At 73.5% G+C, this 23,015-nt stretch carries 24 protein-coding genes and 1 pseudogene; 12 read left to right on the top strand and 13 right to left on the bottom strand.

Translation table 11 applies throughout. The features are described from left to right. Window positions 1-83: 83 nt before the first annotated feature. Complete coding sequence (locus tag ACIBA9_RS15875) at window positions 84-2,015, top strand: AMP-dependent synthetase/ligase (protein ID WP_399363303.1); 1,932 nt, start codon at window positions 84-86, stop codon at window positions 2,013-2,015. A 51-nt stretch (window positions 2,016-2,066) separates the two neighbouring features. On the opposite strand, the gene ACIBA9_RS15870 is transcribed toward ACIBA9_RS15875, so the two are convergent. Continuing rightward, entirely contained in the window at window positions 2,067-2,471 is a 405-nt protein-coding gene (locus ACIBA9_RS15870) for a rodlin (RefSeq protein WP_362151200.1), read from the bottom strand. 247 nt (window positions 2,472-2,718) lie between these two features. On the opposite strand from ACIBA9_RS15870, the gene ACIBA9_RS15865 reads away from it, so the two are divergent. The 3 genes from ACIBA9_RS15865 to ACIBA9_RS15855 all read left to right on the top strand — a co-directional run bounded on the left by ACIBA9_RS15865 (window position 2,719) and on the right by ACIBA9_RS15855 (window position 4,620). Then, window positions 2,719-3,117, top strand: a complete 399-nt coding sequence (locus ACIBA9_RS15865) for a rodlin (protein ID WP_399363301.1) — start codon at window positions 2,719-2,721, stop codon at window positions 3,115-3,117. Window positions 3,118-3,357: 240 nt separating this feature from the next. Then, window positions 3,358-3,585: a chaplin gene (locus ACIBA9_RS15860; protein WP_362151205.1), complete on the top strand. Its 228-nt coding sequence runs from the start codon at window positions 3,358-3,360 to the stop codon at window positions 3,583-3,585. A gap of 117 nt (window positions 3,586-3,702) precedes the next feature. Beyond that, window positions 3,703-4,620, top strand: coding sequence for a chaplin family protein (locus ACIBA9_RS15855; protein WP_399363299.1), 918 nt, complete (start codon window positions 3,703-3,705; stop codon window positions 4,618-4,620). A 47-nt stretch (window positions 4,621-4,667) separates the two neighbouring features. Here ACIBA9_RS15855 and ACIBA9_RS15850 read toward each other — a convergent pair. Further along, a pseudogene (locus ACIBA9_RS15850) lies at window positions 4,668-4,907 on the bottom strand (dimethylaniline monooxygenase); the annotation flags it as partial. 169 nt (window positions 4,908-5,076) lie between these two features. Between ACIBA9_RS15850 and ACIBA9_RS15845 the strand changes: the two are divergent. Beyond that, window positions 5,077-6,345 (top strand): glycoside hydrolase family 26 protein, encoded by a 1,269-nt coding sequence (locus ACIBA9_RS15845; protein WP_399363297.1) that lies wholly within the window; start codon window positions 5,077-5,079, stop codon window positions 6,343-6,345. On the opposite strand, the gene ACIBA9_RS15840 is transcribed toward ACIBA9_RS15845, so the two are convergent. The 9 genes from ACIBA9_RS15840 to ACIBA9_RS15800 are packed head-to-tail and all read right to left on the bottom strand — an operon-like array spanning window position 6,342 to window position 16,315. Then, window positions 6,342-7,466 carry a GNAT family N-acetyltransferase gene (locus ACIBA9_RS15840; RefSeq protein ID WP_399363296.1) on the bottom strand — a complete coding sequence of 375 codons (1,125 nt, stop codon included), beginning with the start codon at window positions 7,464-7,466 and terminating at the stop codon, window positions 6,342-6,344. The two genes, ACIBA9_RS15845 and ACIBA9_RS15840, sit on opposite strands and share 4 nt — an antisense overlap. After that, window positions 7,463-8,110: a lipopolysaccharide biosynthesis protein gene (locus tag ACIBA9_RS15835; protein ID WP_399363294.1), complete on the bottom strand. Its 648-nt coding sequence runs from the start codon at window positions 8,108-8,110 to the stop codon at window positions 7,463-7,465. The genes ACIBA9_RS15840 and ACIBA9_RS15835 overlap by 4 nt, the downstream gene beginning before the upstream one ends. Next, a complete protein-coding gene (locus tag ACIBA9_RS15830) occupies window positions 8,107-9,264 on the bottom strand; it encodes a glycosyltransferase (RefSeq protein WP_399363292.1) in 1,158 nt (385 codons plus the stop codon). Before ACIBA9_RS15830 ends, ACIBA9_RS15835 begins: the two co-directional genes overlap by 4 nt. Further along, window positions 9,261-10,031 carry a polysaccharide deacetylase family protein gene (locus ACIBA9_RS15825; RefSeq protein ID WP_399363290.1) on the bottom strand — a complete coding sequence of 257 codons (771 nt, stop codon included), beginning with the start codon at window positions 10,029-10,031 and terminating at the stop codon, window positions 9,261-9,263. The genes ACIBA9_RS15830 and ACIBA9_RS15825 overlap by 4 nt, the downstream gene beginning before the upstream one ends. Further along, window positions 10,015-11,898: a lipid II flippase MurJ gene (locus ACIBA9_RS15820; RefSeq protein WP_399363288.1), complete on the bottom strand. Its 1,884-nt coding sequence runs from the start codon at window positions 11,896-11,898 to the stop codon at window positions 10,015-10,017. The genes ACIBA9_RS15825 and ACIBA9_RS15820 overlap by 17 nt, the downstream gene beginning before the upstream one ends. Window positions 11,899-11,947: 49 nt before the next feature. Continuing rightward, window positions 11,948-13,327: an O-antigen ligase family protein gene (locus ACIBA9_RS15815; RefSeq protein ID WP_399363286.1), complete on the bottom strand. Its 1,380-nt coding sequence runs from the start codon at window positions 13,325-13,327 to the stop codon at window positions 11,948-11,950. A 3-nt stretch (window positions 13,328-13,330) separates the two neighbouring features. After that, window positions 13,331-14,752, bottom strand: a complete 1,422-nt coding sequence (locus ACIBA9_RS15810) for an exopolysaccharide biosynthesis polyprenyl glycosylphosphotransferase (protein ID WP_399363284.1) — start codon at window positions 14,750-14,752, stop codon at window positions 13,331-13,333. Further along, window positions 14,749-15,981, bottom strand: a complete 1,233-nt coding sequence (locus tag ACIBA9_RS15805) for a glycosyltransferase (protein WP_399363282.1) — start codon at window positions 15,979-15,981, stop codon at window positions 14,749-14,751. Before ACIBA9_RS15805 ends, ACIBA9_RS15810 begins: the two co-directional genes overlap by 4 nt. A 55-nt stretch (window positions 15,982-16,036) precedes the next feature. After that, window positions 16,037-16,315 (bottom strand): hypothetical protein, encoded by a 279-nt coding sequence (locus ACIBA9_RS15800; protein WP_399363280.1) that lies wholly within the window; start codon window positions 16,313-16,315, stop codon window positions 16,037-16,039. Between the two features lie 242 nt (window positions 16,316-16,557). On the opposite strand from ACIBA9_RS15800, the gene ACIBA9_RS15795 reads away from it, so the two are divergent. The 7 genes from ACIBA9_RS15795 (at window position 16,558) to ACIBA9_RS15765 (ending at window position 21,240) form a co-directional block, all read left to right on the top strand. Next, on the top strand, window positions 16,558-16,797 hold the full coding sequence (locus tag ACIBA9_RS15795) for a chaplin (protein WP_399363278.1): 240 nt from the start codon (window positions 16,558-16,560) through the stop codon (window positions 16,795-16,797). A 168-nt stretch (window positions 16,798-16,965) separates the two neighbouring features. Then, window positions 16,966-17,796: a hypothetical protein gene (locus tag ACIBA9_RS15790; protein WP_399363276.1), complete on the top strand. Its 831-nt coding sequence runs from the start codon at window positions 16,966-16,968 to the stop codon at window positions 17,794-17,796. Window positions 17,797-17,984: 188 nt separating this feature from the next. After that, the gene (locus ACIBA9_RS15785; RefSeq protein ID WP_399363274.1) at window positions 17,985-18,272 is read left to right on the top strand and encodes a hypothetical protein; all 288 of its coding nucleotides are present in this window, start codon (window positions 17,985-17,987) and stop codon (window positions 18,270-18,272) included. Window positions 18,273-18,509: 237 nt separating this feature from the next. Further along, on the top strand, window positions 18,510-19,013 hold the full coding sequence (locus ACIBA9_RS15780) for a DUF5949 family protein (protein WP_393898551.1): 504 nt from the start codon (window positions 18,510-18,512) through the stop codon (window positions 19,011-19,013). 189 nt (window positions 19,014-19,202) lie between these two features. Next, window positions 19,203-19,715: a hypothetical protein gene (locus ACIBA9_RS15775; protein WP_399363272.1), complete on the top strand. Its 513-nt coding sequence runs from the start codon at window positions 19,203-19,205 to the stop codon at window positions 19,713-19,715. Between the two features lie 183 nt (window positions 19,716-19,898). Continuing rightward, a complete protein-coding gene (locus ACIBA9_RS15770; RefSeq protein WP_362151392.1) occupies window positions 19,899-20,390 on the top strand; it encodes a tyrosinase family oxidase copper chaperone in 492 nt (163 codons plus the stop codon). Further along, window positions 20,374-21,240 carry a tyrosinase family protein gene (locus ACIBA9_RS15765; RefSeq protein WP_399363270.1) on the top strand — a complete coding sequence of 289 codons (867 nt, stop codon included), beginning with the start codon at window positions 20,374-20,376 and terminating at the stop codon, window positions 21,238-21,240. The genes ACIBA9_RS15770 and ACIBA9_RS15765 overlap by 17 nt, the downstream gene beginning before the upstream one ends. A gap of 75 nt (window positions 21,241-21,315) precedes the next feature. Here ACIBA9_RS15765 and ACIBA9_RS15760 read toward each other — a convergent pair whose 3' ends face one another. After that, a complete protein-coding gene (locus tag ACIBA9_RS15760) occupies window positions 21,316-21,588 on the bottom strand; it encodes a chaplin (protein WP_399363268.1) in 273 nt (90 codons plus the stop codon). Window positions 21,589-21,757: 169 nt separating this feature from the next. Beyond that, on the bottom strand, window positions 21,758-22,717 hold the full coding sequence (locus ACIBA9_RS15755) for a D-2-hydroxyacid dehydrogenase family protein (protein WP_399363266.1): 960 nt from the start codon (window positions 22,715-22,717) through the stop codon (window positions 21,758-21,760). Between the last annotated feature and the right edge of the window lie 298 nt (window positions 22,718-23,015).

The raw sequence follows: 23,015 nt of genomic DNA, 5'->3' as shown, positions 1-23,015 counted from the left end.
CCCATTGACCTTCTCTTACTTACGAGTAAGTTGACGCACCGGTGAGGATCTCACGCTGGGCAGAGCCGCGACCGGGAGCCGTCATGGGCGTACGCAGGGATCTGAAACGGGCACGGCGGCGCACCGATCTCGCGGCCCGGAACTCGGTGGAGCTGGTCAGGGACGCCACCGGCACCGTGCGCGAGGTCCGCGCGGCACCGCTGGCGGCGCCGCTCGCCACGGGCTCCATGGCCGACCTGCCGTTCACCCACGCGGCCGAGACACCGGACGCCGTACTCCTGCGCCGCCGCGAGCCGGACGGCTGGCACCCGGTCACGGCCGGCGTCTTCGCCGCCGAGGTCGCCGCCGTCGCCAAGGGCCTGATCACCGCCGGACTGGAACCCGGCGGCCGGGTCGCAGTGATGTCCCGCACCCGCTACGAGTGGACCGTCCTCGACTTCGCGATCTGGGCGGCGGGCGGCCAGTCCGTGCCGGTCTACCCCACCTCCTCCGCCGACCAGGTGGACTGGATCGTCCGCGACTCGGGCGCCCGGTTCGTCGTCACCGAGACCGCCCGGAACGCGGCCACCGTCACCACGGGTACGGCCGGCCACGCACGTCCCCCGCGCCTGTGGCAGCTCGACGAGCGCGCCCTCGCCGACCTCACCACCCTCGGCTGTGACCTCCCCGACGACGAACTCGCCAAGCGCCGCCAGTCGTTGACCCCCGAAGCCATCGCCACCGTCTGCTACACATCCGGCACCACCGGCCGGCCCAAGGGCTGCGTCCTCACCCACGCCAATCTGCACGCCGAGGCGGCCAACACCGTCGAGCTGCTGCACCCGGTCTTCCAGGCCGTTACCGGCCAGGCCGCCTCCACCCTGCTCTTCCTGCCGCTCGCCCACATCCTCGGCCGCACCCTGCAGCTCGCCTGTCTGCTGGCCCGCATCGAGACCGGCCACTTCCCGAGCGTCCGCCCCGACGAACTGCGTCCCGCGCTCCGGGAGTTCCGCCCCACCTTCCTGGTCGGGGTGCCGTACCTCTTCGAGAAGATCCACGACACCGGGCGCGCCACCGCCGAGAAGATCGGCCGCGCCGCCTCCTTCGACCGCGCCGAGCGGATCGCCGTCCGCTTCGGCGAGGCGTACCTGCACAAGTTCCTCGGCACCGGCACCGGCACCGGCAAGGGCCCCGGGCCCGGCCTCTACGCCGCCTGGGCCCTGTACGACCTGCTGGTCTACCGGCGCATCCGCAAGGAGCTGGGCGGCCGTGTGCGCTACGCCGTCAGCGGTGGATCCCCGCTGGACCGCGACCTCAACCTGTTCTTCCACGCCGCCGGTATCGTCGTCTACGAGGGTTACGGCCTGACCGAGACGACCGCCGCCGCCACCATCGTGCCCCCACTGGCACCCCGGCCCGGCACGGTGGGCCTGCCCATCCCCGGAGTCGCGGTCCGCATCGCCGACGACGGCGAGGTGCTGGTCAAGGGCGGGGTGGTCTTCGGCTCGTACTGGAACAACCCGGGAGCCACCGACGCCGTGCTCGCCGAGGAGTGGTTCGCCACCGGCGACCTCGGCGCCCTGGACCAGGACGGCTATCTCACCATCACCGGCCGGAAGAAGGACATCCTCGTCACCTCCGGCGGCAAGAACGTCTCCCCGGCGATCCTGGAGGACCGGCTGCGCAGCCGCTCACCCGTCGGCCAGTGCGTGGTCGTCGGCGACAACCGGCCCTTCGTCGCCGCCCTGATCACCCTCGACCCCGAGGCGCTCGCCCACTGGCTGGCGGTCCGGGGGCTGCCGCCGGACACCCCCGTCTCGGAACTGACCGGCGACGAACGGCTGCGGGCGGAGGTGCAGAAGGCCGTCGACCACGCCAACGCGGCGGTCTCCCGTGCCGAGTCCATCCGTGCCTTCGCCCTCGTCGAGGGGGAGTTCACGGAGGAGAACGGACTGCTCACCCCGTCGCTGAAGGTGAAGCGGCACGCGGTGACGGCGGCGTACGCCGGGCGGATCGAGGCGCTGTACCGCCGCTGACACGCCGAAGCGGGCCGCCGAAGCACTCGGCGACCCGCTCCGCGGATCGGATCAGCTGCCGGCCTCGGAGTTCGACGACAGGATCGACACGTCCTCCAGCACGTGCGCCAACGCACCGTCGCGCTTGGCGTTGGTGGAGTTCTCGGTGCACTGCTGCTGCATGTGGTCCGAGAGGATCGGCAGGTCCTGGACATTGACGCCGACGAGGGCGCCGACGCCGACGGGAATGTCGTTCACGGCGATGCAGGGCTTGTTGAAGGAACCCTGGATCAGCGCGATCTGCGGGCTCATGTTCCCGTACGTGGCCGAGTTGCCGTAGCTCTGCCACGATCCGTTGCCGTTCGCGGCGGTCGGCCCGCTGTCGTTCCCGATCGCCAGCGCCTGCGGTGCCGCGGCGGCAGAGGCGCCGATGGCGGAAGCGGCGACGGCCGCGGTGGCAACAATCTTCCTGATCACTGGCCAGTCCTTTCAGAGGAAACCCCGTCCACCGGAGCGTTCTGGTCAACTCCGTTGACCCCCCGTGGTTTCTCCCGTTCACTCCGTCGGACGACGACTGGGCTGGTCTTGCGTTTTTCGGACTTGGTGATTTCCGGCCCTCCTCGGGAGTCGTGCGAGCCAACCGGGTGAATGGGCGCAACCATTCCCGATGCGGTCGGTTGATGTCGCCGTAGGGCATGCGTCGCTACGAGGAAAGGAACGCGAAGTGCTCAAGAAGGCAATGGTCGCCGCTGCGACCGCCGCTTCTGTCGTGGGAATGGCGGTGGCGGCCGCGCCGCAGGCGCTTGCCATCGGCAACGACGACGGACCGACCGTCGCCAATGGCAACGGCGCCGTGTCGTCGTTCGGCAACTCGGCGACGGCGGGCAACATGAGCCCGCAGCTTTCGCTGGTGCAGGGCACGCTGAACAAGCCGTGTGTCGGCGTCCAGGACGTCGATGTCGCGGTCGACGCCCTTATCGGTGTGACGGCCCAGGACATCCCGATCCTGTCGGACCACCTGCAGCAGCAGTGCTCCGACAACTCCACCAACGTAAAGCGGGACGGTGGCATCTCGCACGTTCTGGAGGACCTGTCGGTTCTCTCGGCCAACGGCGAAGGCTGAGCCGTTCGGGTCGGCCCGGGCGGTCCGCTGCTTTGTCTGCGGACTGCCCGGGCCTTTTTTCCATGCAATCCGGCTGCGGGTGAAACGTGTGAGGGGTCGGTGCGAAAGAGTGATTGTCACTCATTTCATGTTCCTGCGCTCCCCATTGTGTCTATCCCTCGTTCCGTGCCACGACCGTTCGCGTCGTGCTCACACGGTTCTGGCCGTCATCGGGGTATGACCCCAGAGAAGGGAACTTTCATGAAGAAGAGCGTTGCTGTAGTCGCGGGCGCCCTCCTGGCGCTGGGCCTGGCCGGACCCGCCTTCGCCGACGCGGGTGCCGAGGGCGCGGCCGTCGGTTCGCCGGGTGTCCTGTCCGGCAACGTCGTCCAGGTACCGGTGCACATCCCGATCAACATCTGCGGTAACACGATCAGCGTCATCGGCCTGCTGAACCCCGCGTTCGCCAACACCTGCGTCAACGACTGAGGACGCAGAGCAACACACCAGCCCCCGGCTGTGTCGTGGCCGGTTCCGGATCGTCGAACCTCGATTCCTCGTTCCGGGACCGGCCTTCCCACTTCTTCGAGCAGGAAGACAACGACATTGCGACAGACCCTCAGCAAGGGCATGGTCGTGGCCGCCGCGGCGACCAGCATGCTGTCCTTGTACGGCAGTTCCGCGCTCGCCGACACGGAAGCGCACGGTGCCGCCCAGGGCTCAGCCGGCGTGTTGTCCGGCAACAACGTCCAGGTGCCGGTGAACATCCCGGTGAACGTCTGCGGCAACTCCGTCGACGCTGCGGCCGCACTCAACCCGGCGTTCGGCAACTCCTGTGTGAACCACGGCTCGCACGGCCCCGACACCCACCGCACCCCGCCCGGCTACGGCGACGACGAGGACCACACCCCGCCCGCGTACGGCGGAGATGACGAGGACCGCACTCCGCCCGCGTACGGCGACGAAAAGACCACCCCGCCCGCCTACGGCGACGAGGACAAGAAGACCCCGCCCGCCTACGGCGACGACGACAAGAAGACCCCGGCCGCGTACGGCGACGAGAAGACCACCCCGTCTCCTTACGGCGACGACGACCGGAGCACCCCGTCTCCCTACGGGGGCGAGGACAAGACCAGCCCGTCTCCCTACGGGGGCGAGGACAAGACCACCCCGCCTCCCTACGGTGGCGAGTCCACCCCGCCTCCCTATGGCGGCGAGTCCACGCCTCCGCCCTACGGTGGCGAGTCCACGCCTCCGCCCTACGGTGGCGAGTCCACGCCTCCGCCCTACGGCGGCCAGACCACGCCTCCGCCCTATGGTGGCGAGACCACGCCTCCGCCCTACGGTGGCGAGACCACGCCTCCGCCCCAGGGGGGCCATGGGCATCACCATGGTCCGCCGCCGAGCCTCCCGCACACCGGTGGGGACGCCCGGGCCATGCTCGCGACGTCGGCCGCCAGCGCCGCGCTGATCGCGGCCGGGGCGATCCTGTACCGCCGAGGCAGGGTCGCCGCGCGCCGATGACGTGGCTAGGTGCCGGGCCCAGCGCCCGGCACCGCCCCCCTCCACCGTCAGTTCTGCCGGCAGTGCCGTACCGCATCCGGTAGTCCGTCGTGTCGGCCGGCCGGGATCCGCCATCCGGCCGGCCCGGCGCGCAGCCGCCGCCGCACCCCGCGCACCAGCGTGCCCGCCGTGAAGGCCGCGCCGTGCACGAACCGCATCGCCGGGCCGAAACCCGAGGCCGTGACGGGACCGGCCAGGAAAAGGCCCGGATACGACGACTCGAACCCCGGCCCCGCATCGGGCGCCCCGCCGACGCCCGCCGGTCCTCTCGTCCATTCGCCCGTGCGGGGGTTCCGGTCCACCTGAATGCCGCAATCGCACCGCCCGAGTTCATATTGATGTGACTGTGTGTCAATAACAGGGTTGGTGACAGGAAGAGAGCAGCGAGAACGCAGTCGTGTGGAGAGGGGAGCGGGAATGGCTCCACAGCAGCGACGGGATTCCGTCCGCCGGCTCGGCGTGGTCGCGGCGGCGGTCGCCGTGTCGGTCGCCCTGGCGGCCGGACCCGGGTCCGCGGCGGAGGCGACGCGAACCACCGACCCCCCCGCGCCCGCACCCACACCCACACCGACCCGGACGACTCCCGTGGCTCCGGCGGCCCCGGCCCTCCCCGACGGTCCCCTCGCCCCGGCGCCGCCCGTCGCCCCGGCCTCGGGCGTCCCGCCCTTCGGGGCGTTCCTCGACTCCGGGCCGAGCGGGGTGGCCCGCATCGCCGAGCTGAGCCGCTGGCTGGGCGGGACGGAGCTGAAGGTCGCCCACACCTATCTGCCCGGTGGTCTCTGGCGAGACATCGAGGGTCCACCCGGCTTCCTGGACGCGTGGGCCGACTGGCGGCTGGAGAAGGCCGACCGGACGCTCGTCCTCAACGTCCCGATGCAGGAGCGCAACGAGGAGAACCTCTCCGACGGGCAGGTGCGGACACTGCTGCGGCAGGCGGCGGCCGGCGCGTTCGACCACCACTTCAAGGCCCTGGCGGAGCGGCTGGTCCGGCTGAACGTGCCGGACACCGTGCTCGTCCTCGGCTGGGAGATGAACGGCACGACCTACACGCACCGTTGCGGACCGGACCCCCAGGCCTGGAAGACGTACTGGAACAGGATCGTCACCACCATGCGTGCGGTGCCGGGTCAGAGATTCCGGTTCGACTTCGCACCGAGCCGGGGCCGGGACGCCGTGCCCTGGACCGAGTGCTATCCGGGGGACGACACGGTCGACATCATCGGCATGGACTCCTACGACCAGCCGACCGGCATGTCCTTCGACGAACAGGTGAAAGAGCCCTACGGCCTCCAGCAGCACGTCGATTTCGCCAAGGCCCACGGCAAGCCCGTCTCCTATCCGGAATGGGGGCTCTTCCGCAACGGTGACAACGCCACGTACATGAAGGGCATGCTCGCCTGGATCGACGAGCACAAGCCGCTGTACAACACGGTGACCGACTACTGCCCGCACGGCGTGTGGCAGTGCGCGGGCAACCCCAGGTCCTCCCAGATCTACCGGGCGGCCCTGTACGGCCGTACCGACCAGCCGACACCCACACCGACCCCCACCCCGACACCCACTCCCACCCCCACCCCGAAGCCCCCGGCCAACTGTTCGCCGCTGGAGCTGGGCGACTGGGTCGAGCACTGGCTCGGCGGGAAACTCTGCATCCGGCTCGACTGGTGGTCGCGCAACAGGCCCTAGCCCTCGCCCCGTTCCCGCCATCGCCGCAGCACCTCCTTGCCCCGCTGCCGGGCGGCCGCGTCACACAACGTGGCCGTCAGCAGTGGGGCGGTGCGGCGCCGGGCCAGCAACAGCCGCTGGTTGACGACGCGTTCGGGGCGCCAGTGGAGTTTGTACGGCTCGTCGCCGCGCAGCAGGCTCAGCGTGCCGCGGCCCCCCGCCCCGGCGTACTCGGCGCAGGCGTCCAGCAGCATCACCGCCACGTCCGCCCGGCGCTCCCGCAGGCCCGGATGGGCGCCGTAGAGGTAGCCGCCCGCCAGCCCCCGGGAGAGCAAGGTCAGATCGACGGCCACCACCTCACCGTCGATCCGGAACTCGGTGACCACCGCGTCCCCGGAGCGCACCATCGCACCGACCGCCCGCACCAGATGGTCCCGGAAACGCGGCTGGAGGTGCTCGGACGTAACGTTCCGGCCCTGCCACTGGAGCCGGTGCAGCTCCAGCAGCCGGCCGAGCGCCGCGTCCACCTCCTCGGGCCCGACCGTCCGCCGGTGCACGCCGAGCGCGGTCAGCTTGCGCAGCTTGGCCCGCACCCGCTGGGCCTTGTTCGACGGCAGCCGGGACACCAGCCCGTCCATGGGCAGGGCGGGCAGCTCCAGGCACGGGGAGTCGCCGATCGTGCGGCGCGGTCCGCGCCAGCGGTCGTAGACCCGTTCCACGGCGCCGCCCGGCCGCACCTCCCGGAAGTCGATCAGCGCCGTGGCGGCCGCGTGCGCGAGTGCCTCGGTGAGCGCCGCCGCCGCGCGTCCGTCGTCGCCGTCGTCCAGCAGCAGATCCGCGTAGTCGGAGATCGCCCCGCCGAGCGGGACCAGCGCGGGCAGCGGCCGGCGGACCAGCATCAGCGGTGCGACGGCCACCAGCTCGCCGGCGGAGCGCACCAGCACCAGCCGGAGCCGGCCGCGCCTGCCGTACGACAGCCACCACGAGTGCAGCCAGGCGTGGCTCTGGAAAGGGGTCGCGGCGGCGCACCGCCCGTACAGCCGCCCCCAGGCCGGGGCCAGCCCCGCGAAACCCGCCTCGTCGGTGACGAGTTCCGTGGTGAGCGCGCTGGTGACGGTACGGGCCGTGTAGGTCGCCGTCACAGCTGGCCGTGCGCGTCGGCGGCGAAGGCCGGGCCGGGCACCGAGGCCGGGCGTGCCGCCTCCTCCTCCGGCCGGCGCCTGGGCCGCGCCAGCAGCACCAGGCCGCCGAGCAGCCCGCCCGCGCTCGCCCCGACCAGACCGGTCAGCTCGGGGGAGGCCGAGGCGGGCGCGGTCGGCTTGACCGCCCGGGAGAACTCCAGCAGTTCGACATGGGTGGCGGCCTTGACGTCGTCGGCGTGCCGGGTGAGCGCGCGGGCGACCGCGTCGGCCATGGCGGCGGCCCGGGCCGGGCGGGTGGAGGTGGCGGAGACGGCGACCATCGGCGCGTCCGGCGACGTCGCCGTGCGCACGCTGTCGCGCAGGGTGGCCAGCGGCACCCCGGCCCACCGCTGGGCGTCGCCGAGCACCGCGAGCTGGGTGGCGACCCGCCCGTAGGCCTGCGCGAAGCCCAGCGCGGTGGCGGTGTCGGACTTCTCGGTCGGGACGGCGATGACATAGCTGGTCGCCGTGTACGTCGGCGTCTTCAGCACGCCGTACGCCCCGCCGAGCAGTCCGCCCGCGAGCACACCGGCCGCCACCAGCGACCAGGACGGCAGCGCGCGGGAGAGGCGGAAGGTGCGGGGCCGGGCGTGGTTCTCGGTCATGACGGGCTTGCTCCCTGCTGGATCGGGACTCGGGGGGACGTGGAGGCGAGCGCCGACGCGTAGACGTCCATGAGCCGGGCGGCGCTGCGGGTGATGCAGTAGTGGTGGGCCGCCTCGGCGGCGGTTCGCGGGCCGGGACCGGCGGCCCGGACCCCGGCGAGCGCGCGGGCATAGGCGTCGGCGTCGGGCGGGACGCGCACCGCGCGGGGCGCGGCCTCGGGCGGCAGGTCCTGAAGGGCCGGGCAGGACGCGTACCGCACCGGCAGACCGGCCGCCAGCGCCTCCACGACCGCGAGGCCGAACGCCTCCTCGGGGGACGGCGCCGCGAGCACGTCCATCGCGGAGGTCAGCGCGGGCAGGTCCGGGCCGGGCGAGCCGTCGGCGACATAGGGCCGTTCGCCGGTGAACAGCACCCGGTCGGCGACCCCCGCCCGCAGGGCGGTCCGCCGCAGGGCGTCCTCCTCGGCACCCCCGCCGACCAGCAGCAGCCGGCAGTCGGCCGGCAGCCGGGCGAGGGCGTGGATCAGGACGTCGAAGCGTTTGCCGGGGGTGAGCCGGCCGACGCCGCCGACGACGAACGCGCCGGCGGGCAGCCCGAGCCGTTCGCGGGTGCGGTGCCGGGCCGCCGGGTCGAAGGCGAACCGCGCCAGGTCGATGCCGTTCGGTACGACCGCGACGCGCGGTGTGGGCACCCCCCAGCGCGAGAGCCGTTCGGCGACCGTCGGGGAGACGGCGACCGTCGTCCGGCCCAGCCGCTCACCCAGCAGATACAGCCCGCGCACCCCCGCCGTGAGCGGCCGGCCCTCCATCTGCGAGTCGCCGAGGGAGTGTTCGGTCGCGACGACCGCGCGGACCCCGGCCAGCCGGGCGGCGATCCGGCCGTACAGGCAGGCCCGGTACAGATGGGTGTGCACGAGGTCGTAGCGGCCGCGCCGGACGATCCGGGCCAGCCGGGGCAGCGCGGCCAGGTCCCGGTTGCCGGCCATGCCGAGGTGGGTCACCCGCACCCCGTCGGCCGTCAGGCCCGCGGCCACCGACCCGGGATTGGTCAGCGTCACCACGTCGCAGCGCACCGGCAAGTGCCGCAACAGCAGCCGTAGTTGCTGCTCGGCGCCGCCCACTCCGAGACCGGTGATGATGTGCAGGGCCTTCATCGCAGCCCCTCGACGGGCCGCCGCCGCAGCCGGTGCAACCGGTACTTCAGGAACAGCCGTACGGCGGTGTCGTCCTGTCCGACGTGCACGCGCGGCAGGACGTGCGGGCCGCTCAGCTCGCCGGGGTCGATGGCGCAGCCGTAGCCGTAGCCCGCGGCCCGTACGGCCTCCACGGCACGCCGGTCGACCCTCCCGTAGGGGTAGCAGAAGCCGGTGACCGGGGTGCCGGTCACCTTCTCCAGCAGGGCGCGGCTCCCGGCCGTCTCGGCGCCGAGGGCGGTGTCGTCGGCCCGGGTGAGGTCGACGTGGGTGAGACCGTGCGAGCCGATCTCCATTCCGGCGTCGGCGGCGCGCCGGATGCCCTCGGCGGTCAGCAACGGTCTGCGCGGGCCGAGCGGGTCCCACGCGTTGTCGCCGCCGAGCCGGCCCGGCAGCACGAACAGGGTGGCCGTGCAGCCGTGCCGGGCGAGCGCGGGCAGGGCGCCGTCCAGGAAGTCGGCGTAGCCGTCGTCGAAGGTGAGACCCACCAGGTCGCGGCCGGCGCCCCGGGCCCGCGCCGCGAGGAGTTCGGCCACCGACACCCCGCGCAGCCCCCGCCGGAGCAGCCAGCGCAGCTGCCGGTCCAGCCGCTCGGGGGTGACCGTGATGCGGTACGGGTCGTCGGAGCGGTCGCCGACCGAGTGGTACATGGCGATCCAGGGGACCGGGCCGGGCCCGGTGGCGGCCGGCGAGCCGGCGCGGGCGGGGGACTCAACGGAAGACGGCATCGGCGAGCCTTCGGGTGCGGGTGCGGACGGTGCGGAGCAGGGGGGCGATTTCCTGGGCGCCCAGGGCCCACCCGGCCAGGACGAAGACGACGGTCACGGTGGCGCCCCCCGCGGCGAGCCCGGCCGGCGCTGCCCCGGGCAGTGCCGCCACCAGGCCACCGGCCGGGGCGGCGATCGCCGCCGCCCGCAGCGGCCGGCTCAGCTCGCGCAGTACACGCGCGGTCCGGACGGGCACACCGCGGCGCCGCATCCCGGCGAGCAGCAGGGCGGCGGTGACGGTGATGCCGGTGGCGTTGGCGGCGGCGATCCCGGTGACGCCCCAGGACCCCACGGTCCAGGCGCCGATCCAGAAGGTCACCACGATCCCCGCGGTCATCGCGGCGACCGGGTACCAGGTGGCGCGGCCCGCCGAGAAGTAGGAGCGGACCAGGACGCCGGTCAGCGTCTGGCCCAGCAGCCCGAGCGCGTAGACACGCATCACTCCGGCGGTCGCCGCGGTGTCCGCGGCCGTGAACGCGCCGCGCTGGAACAGCAGGCAGATCAGCTGCGGGGCGCAGGCCACGACGGCGGCGGTGCCGAGCAGCACCAGGGTGGCGGCCACCGCCAGGTCCCGCTCCACCCGGATCCGGGCCCGTTCGGCGTCGCCCTCGGCCAGCGCTCGCGCCACCACCGGGAAGGTGACCGTGCACAGCATCATCGACAGGGTCATCGGGATCTGCGCCACCTTCTGGGCGTAGTTCAGATGCGAGATGGCCCCGGCGGGCAGGCTGGAGGCGAGGAACCGCTCGATCAGCACCTGCGACTGCCGGCACAGCGCGAACAGCAGCACGGTGGCCAGCAGCGGCACGTTCATCGACGGTGCCCCCGCGCCGGCGGCCGGGACCCGGTCGCCCCTCTCCGGACGACGCCGAACCAACTCCCTCACCAAGGAGGGCAGTTGCACCAGGACCATCAGGCAGCCGCCCGCCGCCACCCCGAACGCGGCCGACCGCACGCCCCAGCGGGCGCCGAGCGCGTACATCGCCGTGACGATGCCGAGGTTGTACGCGATGTAGATTCCGGCGGGTGCCAGAAAGCGCCCATGGGCCCTGAGGACGGCGCTGCCGTATCCGGCGAGGCCGAAGCTGAGCACACAGGTCGCGGTGAGCCGGGTGCAGTCCACGGCGAGCCCCGGATCCGGCAGGCCGGGCGCCAGCGCGCGCACGAACTGCGGCGCCGCCAGCGCGAGCAGCGCCCCCACCGCCGCGAACGCCAGCGCCAGCCGGGACAGGGTGCCGGCGACCAGCGAGCGGACCGGGTCGCCGGGGACGCCCTGGGCGCGGCGGGTCAGGGCCATGCTGAACGCCGGGATCAGCGCGAAGGCCAGCCCGTCCTCGATCAGCAGGGTGGCCGCGAACTCCGGCACGGTCCACGCCACCAGGAAGGCGTCGGTGCCCCGCCCGGCCCCGAACAGCCGGGCCAGCGACTGGTCCCGCAGCAGTCCCAGCACCGCCGCGGCGATCGAGAGGGAGGCGGTGAGCAGCGTGGCCTTGGCGACGAACCGGCCGGAGGGCACGCCCCGGTCGTCTCCGGACGGCCACCGGGGGGCGGCCGTCGCACCGGCCTCCGGCAGGACGACCGCCCGAGGTTCGCCCGGGGGATCGTGGCGCCGACCGGGTGACTCCGCGCCGCGGTCGGGGCCCTTGTGGCCGAGGTCGGGGTGGTCGGGGGCGGTGTGGTCGGGGCTCGGGTACGCGAGGACCGTGTGGTCGGACTCCGCGCGGACGGGGACCGCGTGGGCGCCGGGTGTCACCGGGCCGGGTGTCACCGGGCCGGGTGTCGTGCCGGTTTCCGGGCTGGGGGACTCGTCGGTCCGGGGGGCCGTCATACCGGCTGCTCCCGGTGCCGTAACGGATCCCGGGACGCGCGGGGTGCCCTCACCATCGAGCCACCTCCTGCGCCGGCGAGGTCCGGCCGGCCGGCGCCGGGGTGCCGGCGGCCGGGGCGGTCTCGTCGCCGCCGACCAGCGCCCACCAGGCGACCAGCCCGAAGCACAACGCCGTCAGCACGGTCGAGGGGCCGCCGATGTCGGCGTACGCGAAGTCCACCAGCTGCCAGACCAGCAGCCCGCAGGAGACCAGCGCGCACTCCAGGCCCCGCCCGCCGGTCGTGCGGGCCCGCCACAGACCGCGCAGGGCGCACACCAGCAGCGCCAGCCAGCCGCCCGCGAGACCCAGCAGCCCGATCAGGCCCTGCTCGCCGAGGACCAGCAGATACATGTTGTGCGGCGACAGCAGGGGCTGCCGGCGGAAGGCCGCCCCGGCGCCCTCGGTGTCACTGCCGGAGGACAGCGCGAGCGAGGCGTGCCCGTCACGGAACTCGGGAAATCCCTTCAGCCCCACACCCGTCAGCGGGCGCGTACGCCACATGTCGGTGGCCGCCGCCCACATCGTGTACCGGTCGGTCACCGACTGGTCGGGCGCGTCGGTGACCCGCGTGATGCTGTCGATCCGCTCCTGCAGCATCGCCGTACCCACCCCGAACCCGCCCACCAGCACCACGCACACGGCCGCCACGACCACGCCCGCCTTCAGCGCCCGGCGCACCCCGGCCAGCAGCAGCTGGACGGTGAGGGTGACGGTGGTGGCGATCCACGCGCCCCGGCTGAAGGACAGGGCCAGCGGCAGCAGCAGGGCGAGGGCACAGGCGCCGGCGAGCACCCGCTCCCGCACCGCCCGCCGGCCCAGCATCAGGCCCACCGCGCACACCAGCCCGAAGGACACGGCCGTCGCCATGCCCATCACGTCCGTCGCGCCGAAGGTGCCGACCGCGCGGATGTCCTCGCCCTGGTACGAGGCGCCGGTCCCGGTGACGTACTGATGCACGCCGATCCCGCCCTGCCACCCCGCGAGGGCCACGAACGACCAGGCCAGCAGCCGGAAGTCGGGCCGTCCGCGCAGCACGAGCACGACGGCGGCCGGCACCAGCACGAAGATCTGGAGGTAGCGGCCCAGCCCGGCGATCCCCTCGCCGGGCTGGGCCGCGTTCATCGCGGCGAGCGCCAGGCCGGGCACGGGCAGCCCGAGCACCAGCAAGGCGGTCCGGGACAGCGGACGGCGGCGCTCGCGCAGCAGGCGTACGGCGCAGTAGCCGACGACCACCGCGGACAGCGCGTCGGCGGGACCCGCGCCGCCCTCGCCGCCGGACGCGACCGGCAGCCCGAGCAGCGCGACCACGGCCATCAGGGGCAGCACGGGCAGCACGGGCCGGACCGCGGACCGGAGCGGCAACCGGCGCGGCGGCAGGACCAGGGCCATCGGTCAGCTCCCCGTCGAGCGCACGAGCGCGGCCGCGGTGCGCAGCAGGATGCAGACGTCCTGCCACAGCGACCAGTTGTCGATGTAGGCGTTGTCGAACCGGGCCCGGTCCTCGATGGAGGTGTCCCCGCGCAGCCCGTGGACCTGGGCGAGCCCGGTGATGCCGGTCGGCATGCGGTGGCGGGCCGCGTACCCGGGGTGGGCCTTGCTGAACTGCGCCACGAAGTACGGCCGTTCGGGGCGCGGGCCGACCAGGCTCATGTCACCCCGGAAGACGTTCCACAGCTGGAGCAGCTCGTCCAGCGAGGTCTGGCGCAGGAAGCGACAGAAGGGACTCATCCGCAGTTCGCCGGCCACGCTCCACCGGGTCGCCGCCTCGTGCTCGTCGACCGGGCGGTGGGTGCGGAACTTCAGCAGCGTGAAGGGCCGGCCGCCCTTGCCGATGCGCTCCTGGCGGAAGACCACGCCGGGACCGTCGGTGATCCGCAGCACCGTCGCGCACAGCAGCAGCACCGGGCTGACCAGCACCAGCAGCGTCCCGGACACCAGCACGTCCAGCAGCCGTTTGCCGGCGCTCGTCCGCCGCCGTGAACCCAGGTCCAGCCGGCGCACCGCGAACCCGGCGAGCTGCTCGCGCATCTCGTACGCCGGACTGTCCGCGTCCACCTCCCACACCGTGCAGCCCGACTCGGCGAGCGCCCGCAGCAGCGGCCCCTTGCCGGTGCGCACGGCCGGGTCGACGGTGAGCACGACCCGCACCCCGTTCTGGATGAGCGCCCGCTCCACCTCCTCGCCGCTGGTGAGCACCGGCAACCCGCCGCTGCCGTCCGGGAGTTCCGTCACCGCGCCGACGGGCCGCACCCCGCAGCGCGGGTCGCGCAGCAGCGCGGCGGCCACCCGTTGCGCGGTGGCGGCGGGCCCGATGACCAGTGCGGTGCGCGGGTGGCGCAGCAGCGCGGCCCGGCGCCGCCAGTGCACGGCGCCCCGGCCCGCGCAGGCCGCCGTCGCGTGCAGCGCCCAGCCCAGCAGCAGGGTCCACACGGACAGGGCGCGCTCGGGGTCGTGGGCGGCGAGCAGCGCGGCGAGGGCCAGCCAGGCCACCGCGATCCGCCCGCACACCGTGGGCAGTTCGTCGAGCACACCGGGGACCGGGCGGGTGGAGCGTGGGCGCAGCAGCAGGGCGCCGGCCATCAGGGCGGCGAGCGGCAGCGGCCGGCGCACGGCCTCGTCCAGCGCGATCGCCCCCGCCGGCACGGCGAGCAGGTCCGCGGCGAGCAGTGGCAGCGGTGAGGCGGGCCGCGCGGGCGGGCGCCGCAGCGGGAACCGGAAGCCGCCGGCGGCCCGGGGCGGCAGGACCGACACGGACGAGAACCCGTGGTCCCAGGGCTGCGCGGCGGGGGAGGGGACGGTACTTTCCGCAGTCACGAGTGGATGGACTCCCTGCACTCGGAGGGCACGGGCGGCCGGGCGCCGAGGAGTTCGCGGTAGAGGGCCGCGACCCGCTCGGCGGTGTGCCGCACGTCGTGCGTGGACAGGACGTGCCGGCGCCCCTGGTCACCGAGCGCCGCGCGCAGCGGCGGGTCGGACAGCAGCGCGGTGACCGCTCCGGCCAGCGCCCCGGGATCCTCCGGCGGGACCAGACAGTGGGCGGCGAGGGCGGGCGGCAGGCTCTCGCGGGCGCCGTCGACGTCGGTGAGCACGGCGGTTCGCGCACAGGCCAGGGCCTCCAGCGGGGCGAGCGCCATGCCCTCCCAGCGGGAGGGCAGCACCACCAGGTCGGCGGCCCGGTACCAGGGCACCACGTCGGCGACGGCACCGGCGAACAGCACGGAGGGGTGGGCCCGTCGGCGTAACTCCGGGGCGGCGGGCCCGTCGCCGACCAGGGCCAGCCGGGCCCCTGGCAGCACGCCCAGGACGTCCTCCCAGGCCCGCAACAGCACGTCCTGCCCCTTCTGCCGGCACAGGCGCCCGACACAGACCACCAGGGGGGACGCGGGGTCGGACTCCGGCGCCGCCCCGCCGGCCGGCGTGCCGACCGGCGTGCCGATCGGCGTGCCGATCGGCGTGACGGGAGCGGTGCCGGGTGTCGTGCCGGGTGTCCTCGGGGGCGGATGGAAGCGGTCGAGGTCGATGCCGTTCGGGATGACGGCGCAGGCGGCGTGCACTCCGGCGCGCAGCCCCGTCGTGCGTTCCGCCTCGCTGACGCACACCACCCGGTCGACCCAGCGCGCCCCCCATCGCTCCCAGCGCAGCGCGAGGGCCGCGGTGAGTCCGCCGACCGCCTCGAAGGACCAGGCGTGCGGCTGGAACACGGTCGGCAGGCGCCCGCGGACGGCCAGCCGGCCGGCCAGGCCCGCCTTGGCGCTGTGCGCGTGCACCAGGTCGGGCCGCACCTCGTCGATCAGGCGTACGAGCCGCCGTACCTCGCCCGGTAGGCCCGGGCCCGGCGACCGGGCGGCCCGCCAGTCGCGCACCTCCGCGCCCAGCTCCCGCGCTCCAGCGGCCAGTTCACCGCCAGGGCAGGCGAGGGTGACCCGCAGACCGGCCGCGAGCTGCGCCCGCGTCAGGTCCAGTACGACCCGGGCGACACCGCCGTCGACGGGCTGCGCGAGGTGCAGGACCCGGGGCCCGGGGTCGGGTGCTGACTGCTGCATTCGCGGGTTTCCTCGCTTACGGGGGGGCGCTCGGGACTGCGGTCGGGAACGCGCCTCACTGCCGGACGTCCATGGCGACGGAAAGCACCTCGGCCCTCGGCGCATCGCGGTGGGCAACGAGCCGGAAGCCCGGCTGGTCACCGCCGCGCCGCAGAGCCGTGCCGAGATAGGACACCTCCGAGTCGCGGCCGAGCGTGTTGACGTAGGCCGGCACCCGCACGCCCGGTACGTCACCCGGTTCAGTGATCGTGGGGTGCACTACGCCGTCCGGCGGACCCGGCGTGTCGCGCGGTACCACCGGCGTACGCGGCGGCGGGCCCAGGAACGTGCGCATGACCGGCGGTGCCCCTTCGCGCGTACTGGAGAGGTCCGCAACTCTAGCGAGCATCCGTAACAATACGGAGAAAGCGGGCAAGAGTGTCGGAAGTGTGAAGGTGCCCGTCCGCCCGCGTGGAGCCGCGCGGGCGCGCCCCGCCCTATCACTCCATCGGCCGCACAACTCCGCACGGTGCCGCGCGTTGACACAGCGCCGGGCATCCGCCCGGATGTTGTGTCGATCCCAAGGAGCACCTCTCCATGTCGCGTATCGCGAAGGGCCTGGTCCTGACCTCCGCCGCCGTCGCGGCCGTTGCCGGCGGTGCCGGCGTGGCCTCCGCCGACGCGGGCGCCGGCGCCGTCGCCGCCAACTCGCCCGGTGTGCTGTCCGGCAACGTCATCCAGATCCCGATCCACGTTCCGATCAACCTCTGCGGCAACACCGTCGACATCGTCGGTCTGCTGAACCCGGCGTTCGGCAACACCTGCGTCAACAACTGACGTCGGGACGCACCCCTTCGGTCGGCCGCGGCCCCGCGAAACCGTCGCGGGGCCGCGGCCGCTTCTCCGCTCCCTCGGATGGGTCACGCCCGGTATCCGAGCGGTTGCGGCAGGTGAGCGGTGAACGGACGGTGGGCTCAGGTCCCGATGTTCACCGAAAGGAACACCATGCGTGGTCTGCCGCCGCGGCGTCTCGCCTCCACCGTCCTCTGTGCCGCCGTACTGGTCGGCATCACCGGCCCCGCCGCCGTCGCCGCCGACTCGGCCCGGGAACGCGCCCATGCCGCCGCCCGGATGCCCATCCCCGGCGCGGAGAAGCTGCTGGCCCAGGTCAGAGCCCTGCGAGAAACCGACTCCGTGCTCGACCCGGTCGTCGATCTGCTCGACCGGTCTCTGACCAACGGCAAGCTCTCCGCCGCGGAGGCCAAGCGACTCGGTGACGCCGCGAAGCAGGCCATCGCCCGGGCCGCCGCAGACCCGGCGCCCCCGGTCGCGCCGACGGCACCGACCACCCCCATGCAGCCCACGGCGCCCACGGCGCCCACGGCGCCCACGGCCCCCACCGCACCGACGGCCCCCACCGCACCGACGGCGCCCACGGCTCCCACCGCACCGACGGCCCCCACCGCACCGACGGCGCCCACGGCTCCCACCGCCCCGAGCCAGGCCGCGACACCGGACGTGGCGGCCAGCGCCTCGCAGTCCCCCGCCGCGGCGGCCGCCGTTCCGGCCGCCGCGCAGCAGGCGGACGACGCCAAGGGACCCGAGGCCCGCGACGCCGTCAGCGACCTGCTCTCCACGCTGAACCAGGCGATCGACAACCTGGTCAACGCCCTCACCTCCAAGGTCGACCAGGTGCTCTCCTCGGCCACCAGCGTGGTGAACGACCTCCTCGGCCTGATCAGTTCGACGCTCGGCGGTGTCACCTCCGCCCTGCCCTCCCTGGCCCCCCTGTCCTCACTGAGTCTGCCTCCGGACCCGTCGCTGCCGGCCGCCTGACGCGGGAGGAGCACGGCCTCTCGGCCGTCGGGCCCATCGGCCCGGCGGCCGAGGCCTTTTTCGCGGAGTTCTTTTCGGGGATTTCATATGTCTTCCGGGCACGGGGTTTCCTTGCCCGGCCGGAATTCGTTAGGCACGGCACCGGAAAGACCCCTCGGGTGACGTGAGTCGCCGAAGAAAGGAACACGATGAAGTCCCTGAAGGCTGCCGCCGTCGTCGCCGGGTCCGTGGCCCTTGTCGGCGCCGCCGCGCCCGCATTCGCCTACGACGCCACCCACCTGCCGCCCATGAGCCTCAACGGCGCGATCGACACCCTGGCCAAGCACCCGCCGCACATGCGGGACCTGATGCCGCTGCAACACCAGTCGGACGCGCTCGACACCGAGAACAAGGACTCCGTGCTCAGCAGCCTCGACGGTGCCACCGACTCCATCAACCAGCGGGGACTGCTCGGCGGCCTGCCGCTGCACAGCTGAGGCACCCTCCGTCGCCGCGGCGGACCACCTGCCGCGCCCGGGCCGGCACCGCGTCAGCGGGCCGGCCTTCGCCGCGTACCGCACACCCGGGCCGGCCCTCGCCCACGTCCCGGATCCGGACCCGGGCCGCGACGCGCCGGGGCGGCATCCCTCGATCGTGTGGAGCGTCCACGAGCACTGCTCCGGAAGGGTGAGAAGCCGCCGGGGGACGCCCGGGCCCGTCGATAGGGTCGCTCGGTGACCTCAGCATCCAGTGACATCCGCCCCTTCCGCGCCGCCGACCTCGGTACTCTCGTCCTGCTCGCCTGGCTCGCCAGGAACGAGGAGGGCGGCGGCCGGACGCCCTGCCTGCTGGCCTGCTCCCTGGGGGACGGCCCGGACGGCCCGGAGGCCGGATCCGCCGCCGTCGAGCGGCTGATCGGCGACCTCGGCCTGCACATCGGCGGTGAACCCGTCGACGGCACCAAGCGGCCGAGCCTGAAGGTCGGCATGCTCGTGGCGGCCGGTCAGATCGTTCTGCAGACGCCGCACGTCAGCAGCCAGGTCACCCCGCCGGCGGACTGGCTCCAGGCGGTGGAGAAACTCGGTTACACCTACTTCATGCTCACCACGCGGATCTGCCCCTCCACCGGCCCCCGCCGACCGGTCGACGGCGAGGCCCTGGCCGTCTTCGCCGGCTCCCCGGAGACCACGAACGCCGCCGCGCACGCCTATCTGCCCGCCCGCAGCCTGCGCATGTGAGCCGACGAGCGGCGGGCGGTGGTGGCGCCCGCTCCCGACATCAAAACGCCGGCGCCGGTCCATTGGTGGGACTTCCGGACGAGCTGACTATTAGGGCACCCGGGGGATTTGTGAACTGAAGCCGTTTTCCGGCTCGTTACGCGGTACGGACGTCGAACCCTCCGCATCCTGAAAGGGACCGTACCTGATATGAAGTCGACCACCCGAGGAACTCTCGCCGCCGTCGTCACGGGCATCGCGGCCACCGTCGCGAGCGCCGCTCCCGCCGCGGCGGCCGGCACGGTCCCCGTCCCCGTGCCCTTGGGCGGCGTCTCCACGGCCCTCGACATGGAGGTGCCCACCCTCGCCGCGGAGCTGCCGCTGCCGAAGCCGGGCGCCCCCGACGGACCGCGCTACGTCACGGGCCGGCTGCTCCCCGCCCGGACCCTGCCGCAGCTGCCGGTCAGCACCGGCCTGCCCGGCGTGGACGCCAGGTCCCCGCTGCCCCACGTCCTCGGCGACGGCTTCGACCACATCGGCGTCGACGCGCCCGCCACCGACCTGCGCGCCCTGGCCCCCGGTCTGTCCGTGGACGCTCCGCTGACCGCGCCCCGGGCGGACAACTTCGGCCTCCCCGGGACCAGGATCCCCCAGGCCGGCGTCCTCGCCCCGGTCCTGCAGACCGCCACCGACGCGAACCTGGGCACGGGCCCGGGCCTGTAGTCACCCCCCGTGGGGCAGGCCTCACGGGCTCCTTCCCCGGCCCTCGACCCCGGGATCCTTCCCCGGCCCTCGACCCGTGGCCCCGCGCCGGAACTCATCGGATGGCCCCTCGGCGGTGACCCCGACCGTCCTTCAACGGTTACCGGTACGAACGTGGTCGGAAACCCGGACGAGGAGTGCGCGATGGTCATCGGTGCCGGCGGAGTGGTGGTGGGGACGGAACAGCAGGTCTCAGCGGCGGTCCGCAGACCGTCGCGAAGGGAGGTGGCGCGGGGGCTGCTGGCCTCCCTCGCCGCACTGGCACTGGCCCCGGTCGTCGCCGCCTCCCGGCCCGGCCCGCCGGCCGGTGACCCCGACGACCGCTCCTTCGACGAGACCTACCGGGGACGCCGTATCCAGGGGTTCCTGGTGCCGGCCGTGGCGCGGGCGGCGGCCGGGGGCGACTGGCGGATCACCATCGACGGCCGTCCGCTGCACCTGATGCGCCGGGCCGACGGAACCTGGCTGAGCATGGCCGACCACTACACGTCGTACCCGACACCGCTGGAGGCGACGCGGGCCGCCGTGGACCAGATCGGCCCCGGTCAGCGACTGCGTGACGTGGCCCCGGGCCCGATGGGCGGCGAGCACTCCGGCCACACGCGAATGGGGGGACAGCATGGCGTACGTGCGTAAGGACGTCCGCAAGCTCACCGCCGGCGAGCGGCGGCGGTTCGTCAACGCGCTGCTGGAGCTGAAGCGGCGTGGCGAGTACGACGAGTTCGTGCGCACGCACATCGACTTCTACACCGCCGACGGCGAGAAGGGCCTGCGCTCCGCTCACATGGCCCCCTCCTTCCTGCCCTGGCACCGCAGGTTCCTGCTGGAGCTGGAGCGGGCGCTGCGCCGCGTGGACTCGTCGGTGACGGTGCCGTACTGGGACTGGACCCGGGACCGCAAGGCGACCGCCCTGCCCTGGACCAGTGATCTGCTCGGCGGCAACGGGCGGCGCTCCGACCAGCAGGTCATGACCGGCCCCTTCGCCTATGCGGAGGGCCACTGGACCATCAAGGTGAACATCACCGACGGCAGGTTCCTCACCCGGGACCTGGGCCGCTCGGCCGCGCCCATCCAACTGCCCACCAAGAGCGAACTGAAGTGGGCGCTCGACGACCCGGTCTACGACACCTGGCCCTGGGACTCGACCGTTCGCAAGGGCTTCCGCAACAAGCTGGAGGGGTGGGGGACCGGCTCCGGCAGCGCCTCCTGGCACAACCACAACCGGGTGCACCGCTGGGTCGGCGGCGCGATGCTGAACGGAGCCTCCGTCAACGACCCGGTGTTCTGGCTGCACCACGCCTTCCTGGACCTGCAGTGGTCCCGCTGGCAGCGCGCCCACCGCGACCACCGGTACCGGCCCGCCGAGCCGCCCGGCATCGGCGACAGGCAGCACGAGCGGGTCGTCGCCCGGCACGAGAAACTTCCGCCGTGGGACGAGACGCCGGACGCGCTGGAGGACCTGAGCCGGATCTACCGGTACGCGTGAGCGCGGCGGTGCACCGGTAACGCAAGGGCCCCGGCGCTCGGAGCGCCGGGGCCCTTCGCTGTCCGTGCGGCCGGATCAGTTGCCGTAGCCACCCTCGGCACGGGGGGTGCTGTGGTTGATGCAGGTGTTGCCGAAGGCCGGGTTCAGCAGGCCGATCACGTCGATCGTGTTGCCGCACACGTTGACCGGGATGTGGACCGGAACCTGGAGCAGGTTGCCGGACAGCACGCCGGGCGAGCCGACGGCCGCGCCCTGGGCGCCAGCGTCGGCCAGGGCCAGTCCGGCCCCGCTGATCACCACGGCGCCGGTGCCGAGAGCGACAGCGGCCACCTTCGCGATGCGAGCCATCACGTTCTCCTTTTGTTGCTCGGGAAGGCGCAGCGGCAGGCCAGCCGCCGCACTTCCCCTTCAACGGCGCCGCACGGGCCTGGTCACGGTGATCGGCCGGGGATCACCCTTTCAACGCCCGCCACCGACGAACCGGCCGGCCTGGTCGAGCCGGGCGCGGGGCCGGGCCTCAGGGCAGCAGTCGTACCGGCGAGCCCGCCAGGTAGGCCTGGATATTCTCGACCGCCTGCCCGTAGTACGTCGTGTAGTTCGCCCGCGAGACATAGCCGAGGTGGGGCGTGGCCAGCAGACGGGGAGCGGTGCGCATCGGGTGGCCGGCGGGCAGCGGCTCGATGTCGAAGACGTCGACGCCGGCGCCGGCGATCCGGCCCTCGTGCAGCGCGGCCAGCAGGGCGTCCTGGTCGACGATGGCCGCGCGGGAGGTGTTGACCAGGTACGCGGTCGGTTTCATCAGGGCGAGTTCGGGGGCGCCGACGAGGCCCCGGGTGCGCTCGCCGAGGGCCAGGTGCACGGAGACGAAGTCGCTGTCGGTCAGCAACTCCTCCTTGGAGGCGGCGAGTTCGACGCCGTTCTCGGCGGCGCGCTCCTTGGTCAGGTGTTGGCTCCAGGCGCTGACCCGCATGCCGAAGGCGAGCCCGACCTGCGCCACTCGGCTGCCGATCCGGCCGAGTCCGAGCAGCCCCAGCCGGCTGCCGTGCAGATCGGCGCCGACGGTGGACTGCCAGGGGCCGCCCGCGCGCAGCGCGTCGCTCTCCTCGACGATCCCGCGGGCCAGGCCGAGCAGTAGCGCCCAGGTCAGCTCGACCGGTGGGGTGCCCGAACTCGCCGTACCGCACACGGTCACCCCGTGTGCCTCGGCGGCCGCGTGGTCGATGACGCTGTTGCGCATGCCGGAGGCGATGAGCAGCCTCAGCCGCGGGAGGCGGGCGAACAGGGAGGCGGGGAAGGGGACCCGTTCGCGCAGGGTGACGACGATGTCGTAGTCGGCGAGGGCCGTGGCGAGGGCGTCCTCGCCGTCGAGGTGCTCGCGCAGCGCGACGACCTCGACCTCGTCCTTGATCACCGACCAGTCGGCCATCCTGGTCGCCACACCCTGGAAGTCGTCCAGCACCACACAGCGCAGCCGCACGTCGTCTCTCCCCTCCGACAGTCCCGACGGTGACTGTAATGGCCGGGACCGACACGTACGGCGCCGGCCGGGGCCCGCGCTCCCCGTCCCGGCCGGCCCGGGGGAGGGGACGCCCCTGAGCGGGACTTCTGGCCTGAATGCGGCCGACGCACAGCGCCAGTCGGGTGATCTTCCGCGCCCGGTCCGCCGTCGGTCATCGCCGGGATCTTCGACACGCGTCCGCCGCAGCCGCCCTCGACCGGGGGGTGCGCGGGGTCCCGGCGTGTCGTACGTCACCCGTTCCGACCAGCGAAAAAGC

Origin of the sequence: Streptomyces sp. NPDC051452 (genome assembly GCF_044454765.1) — a bacterium.
Taxonomy (GTDB): domain Bacteria; phylum Actinomycetota; class Actinomycetes; order Streptomycetales; family Streptomycetaceae; genus Streptomyces.
This window is presented reverse-complemented; position numbering and strand designations above follow the sequence as displayed.

Coding starts and splice junctions, on each gene's coding strand:
- ACIBA9_RS15815 (WP_399363286.1), bottom strand. CDS start 13,327: ATGGCCCTGGTCCTGCCGCCGCGCCGGTTGCCGCTCCGGTCCGCGGTC.
- ACIBA9_RS15795 (WP_399363278.1), top strand. CDS start 16,558: ATGTCGCGTATCGCGAAGGGCCTGGTCCTGACCTCCGCCGCCGTCGCG.
- ACIBA9_RS15860 (WP_362151205.1), top strand. CDS start 3,358: ATGAAGAAGAGCGTTGCTGTAGTCGCGGGCGCCCTCCTGGCGCTGGGC.
- ACIBA9_RS15765 (WP_399363270.1), top strand. CDS start 20,374: ATGGCGTACGTGCGTAAGGACGTCCGCAAGCTCACCGCCGGCGAGCGG.
- ACIBA9_RS15805 (WP_399363282.1), bottom strand. CDS start 15,981: ATGCAGCAGTCAGCACCCGACCCCGGGCCCCGGGTCCTGCACCTCGCG.
- ACIBA9_RS15800 (WP_399363280.1), bottom strand. CDS start 16,315: ATGCGCACGTTCCTGGGCCCGCCGCCGCGTACGCCGGTGGTACCGCGC.
- ACIBA9_RS15845 (WP_399363297.1), top strand. CDS start 5,077: ATGGCTCCACAGCAGCGACGGGATTCCGTCCGCCGGCTCGGCGTGGTC.
- ACIBA9_RS15775 (WP_399363272.1), top strand. CDS start 19,203: ATGAAGTCGACCACCCGAGGAACTCTCGCCGCCGTCGTCACGGGCATC.
- ACIBA9_RS15770 (WP_362151392.1), top strand. CDS start 19,899: ATGGTCATCGGTGCCGGCGGAGTGGTGGTGGGGACGGAACAGCAGGTC.
- ACIBA9_RS15785 (WP_399363274.1), top strand. CDS start 17,985: ATGAAGTCCCTGAAGGCTGCCGCCGTCGTCGCCGGGTCCGTGGCCCTT.
- ACIBA9_RS15875 (WP_399363303.1), top strand. CDS start 84: ATGGGCGTACGCAGGGATCTGAAACGGGCACGGCGGCGCACCGATCTC.
- ACIBA9_RS15825 (WP_399363290.1), bottom strand. CDS start 10,031: ATGCCGTCTTCCGTTGAGTCCCCCGCCCGCGCCGGCTCGCCGGCCGCC.
- ACIBA9_RS15760 (WP_399363268.1), bottom strand. CDS start 21,588: ATGGCTCGCATCGCGAAGGTGGCCGCTGTCGCTCTCGGCACCGGCGCC.
- ACIBA9_RS15790 (WP_399363276.1), top strand. CDS start 16,966: ATGCGTGGTCTGCCGCCGCGGCGTCTCGCCTCCACCGTCCTCTGTGCC.
- ACIBA9_RS15820 (WP_399363288.1), bottom strand. CDS start 11,898: ATGACGGCCCCCCGGACCGACGAGTCCCCCAGCCCGGAAACCGGCACG.
- ACIBA9_RS15835 (WP_399363294.1), bottom strand. CDS start 8,110: ATGACCGAGAACCACGCCCGGCCCCGCACCTTCCGCCTCTCCCGCGCG.
- ACIBA9_RS15830 (WP_399363292.1), bottom strand. CDS start 9,264: ATGAAGGCCCTGCACATCATCACCGGTCTCGGAGTGGGCGGCGCCGAG.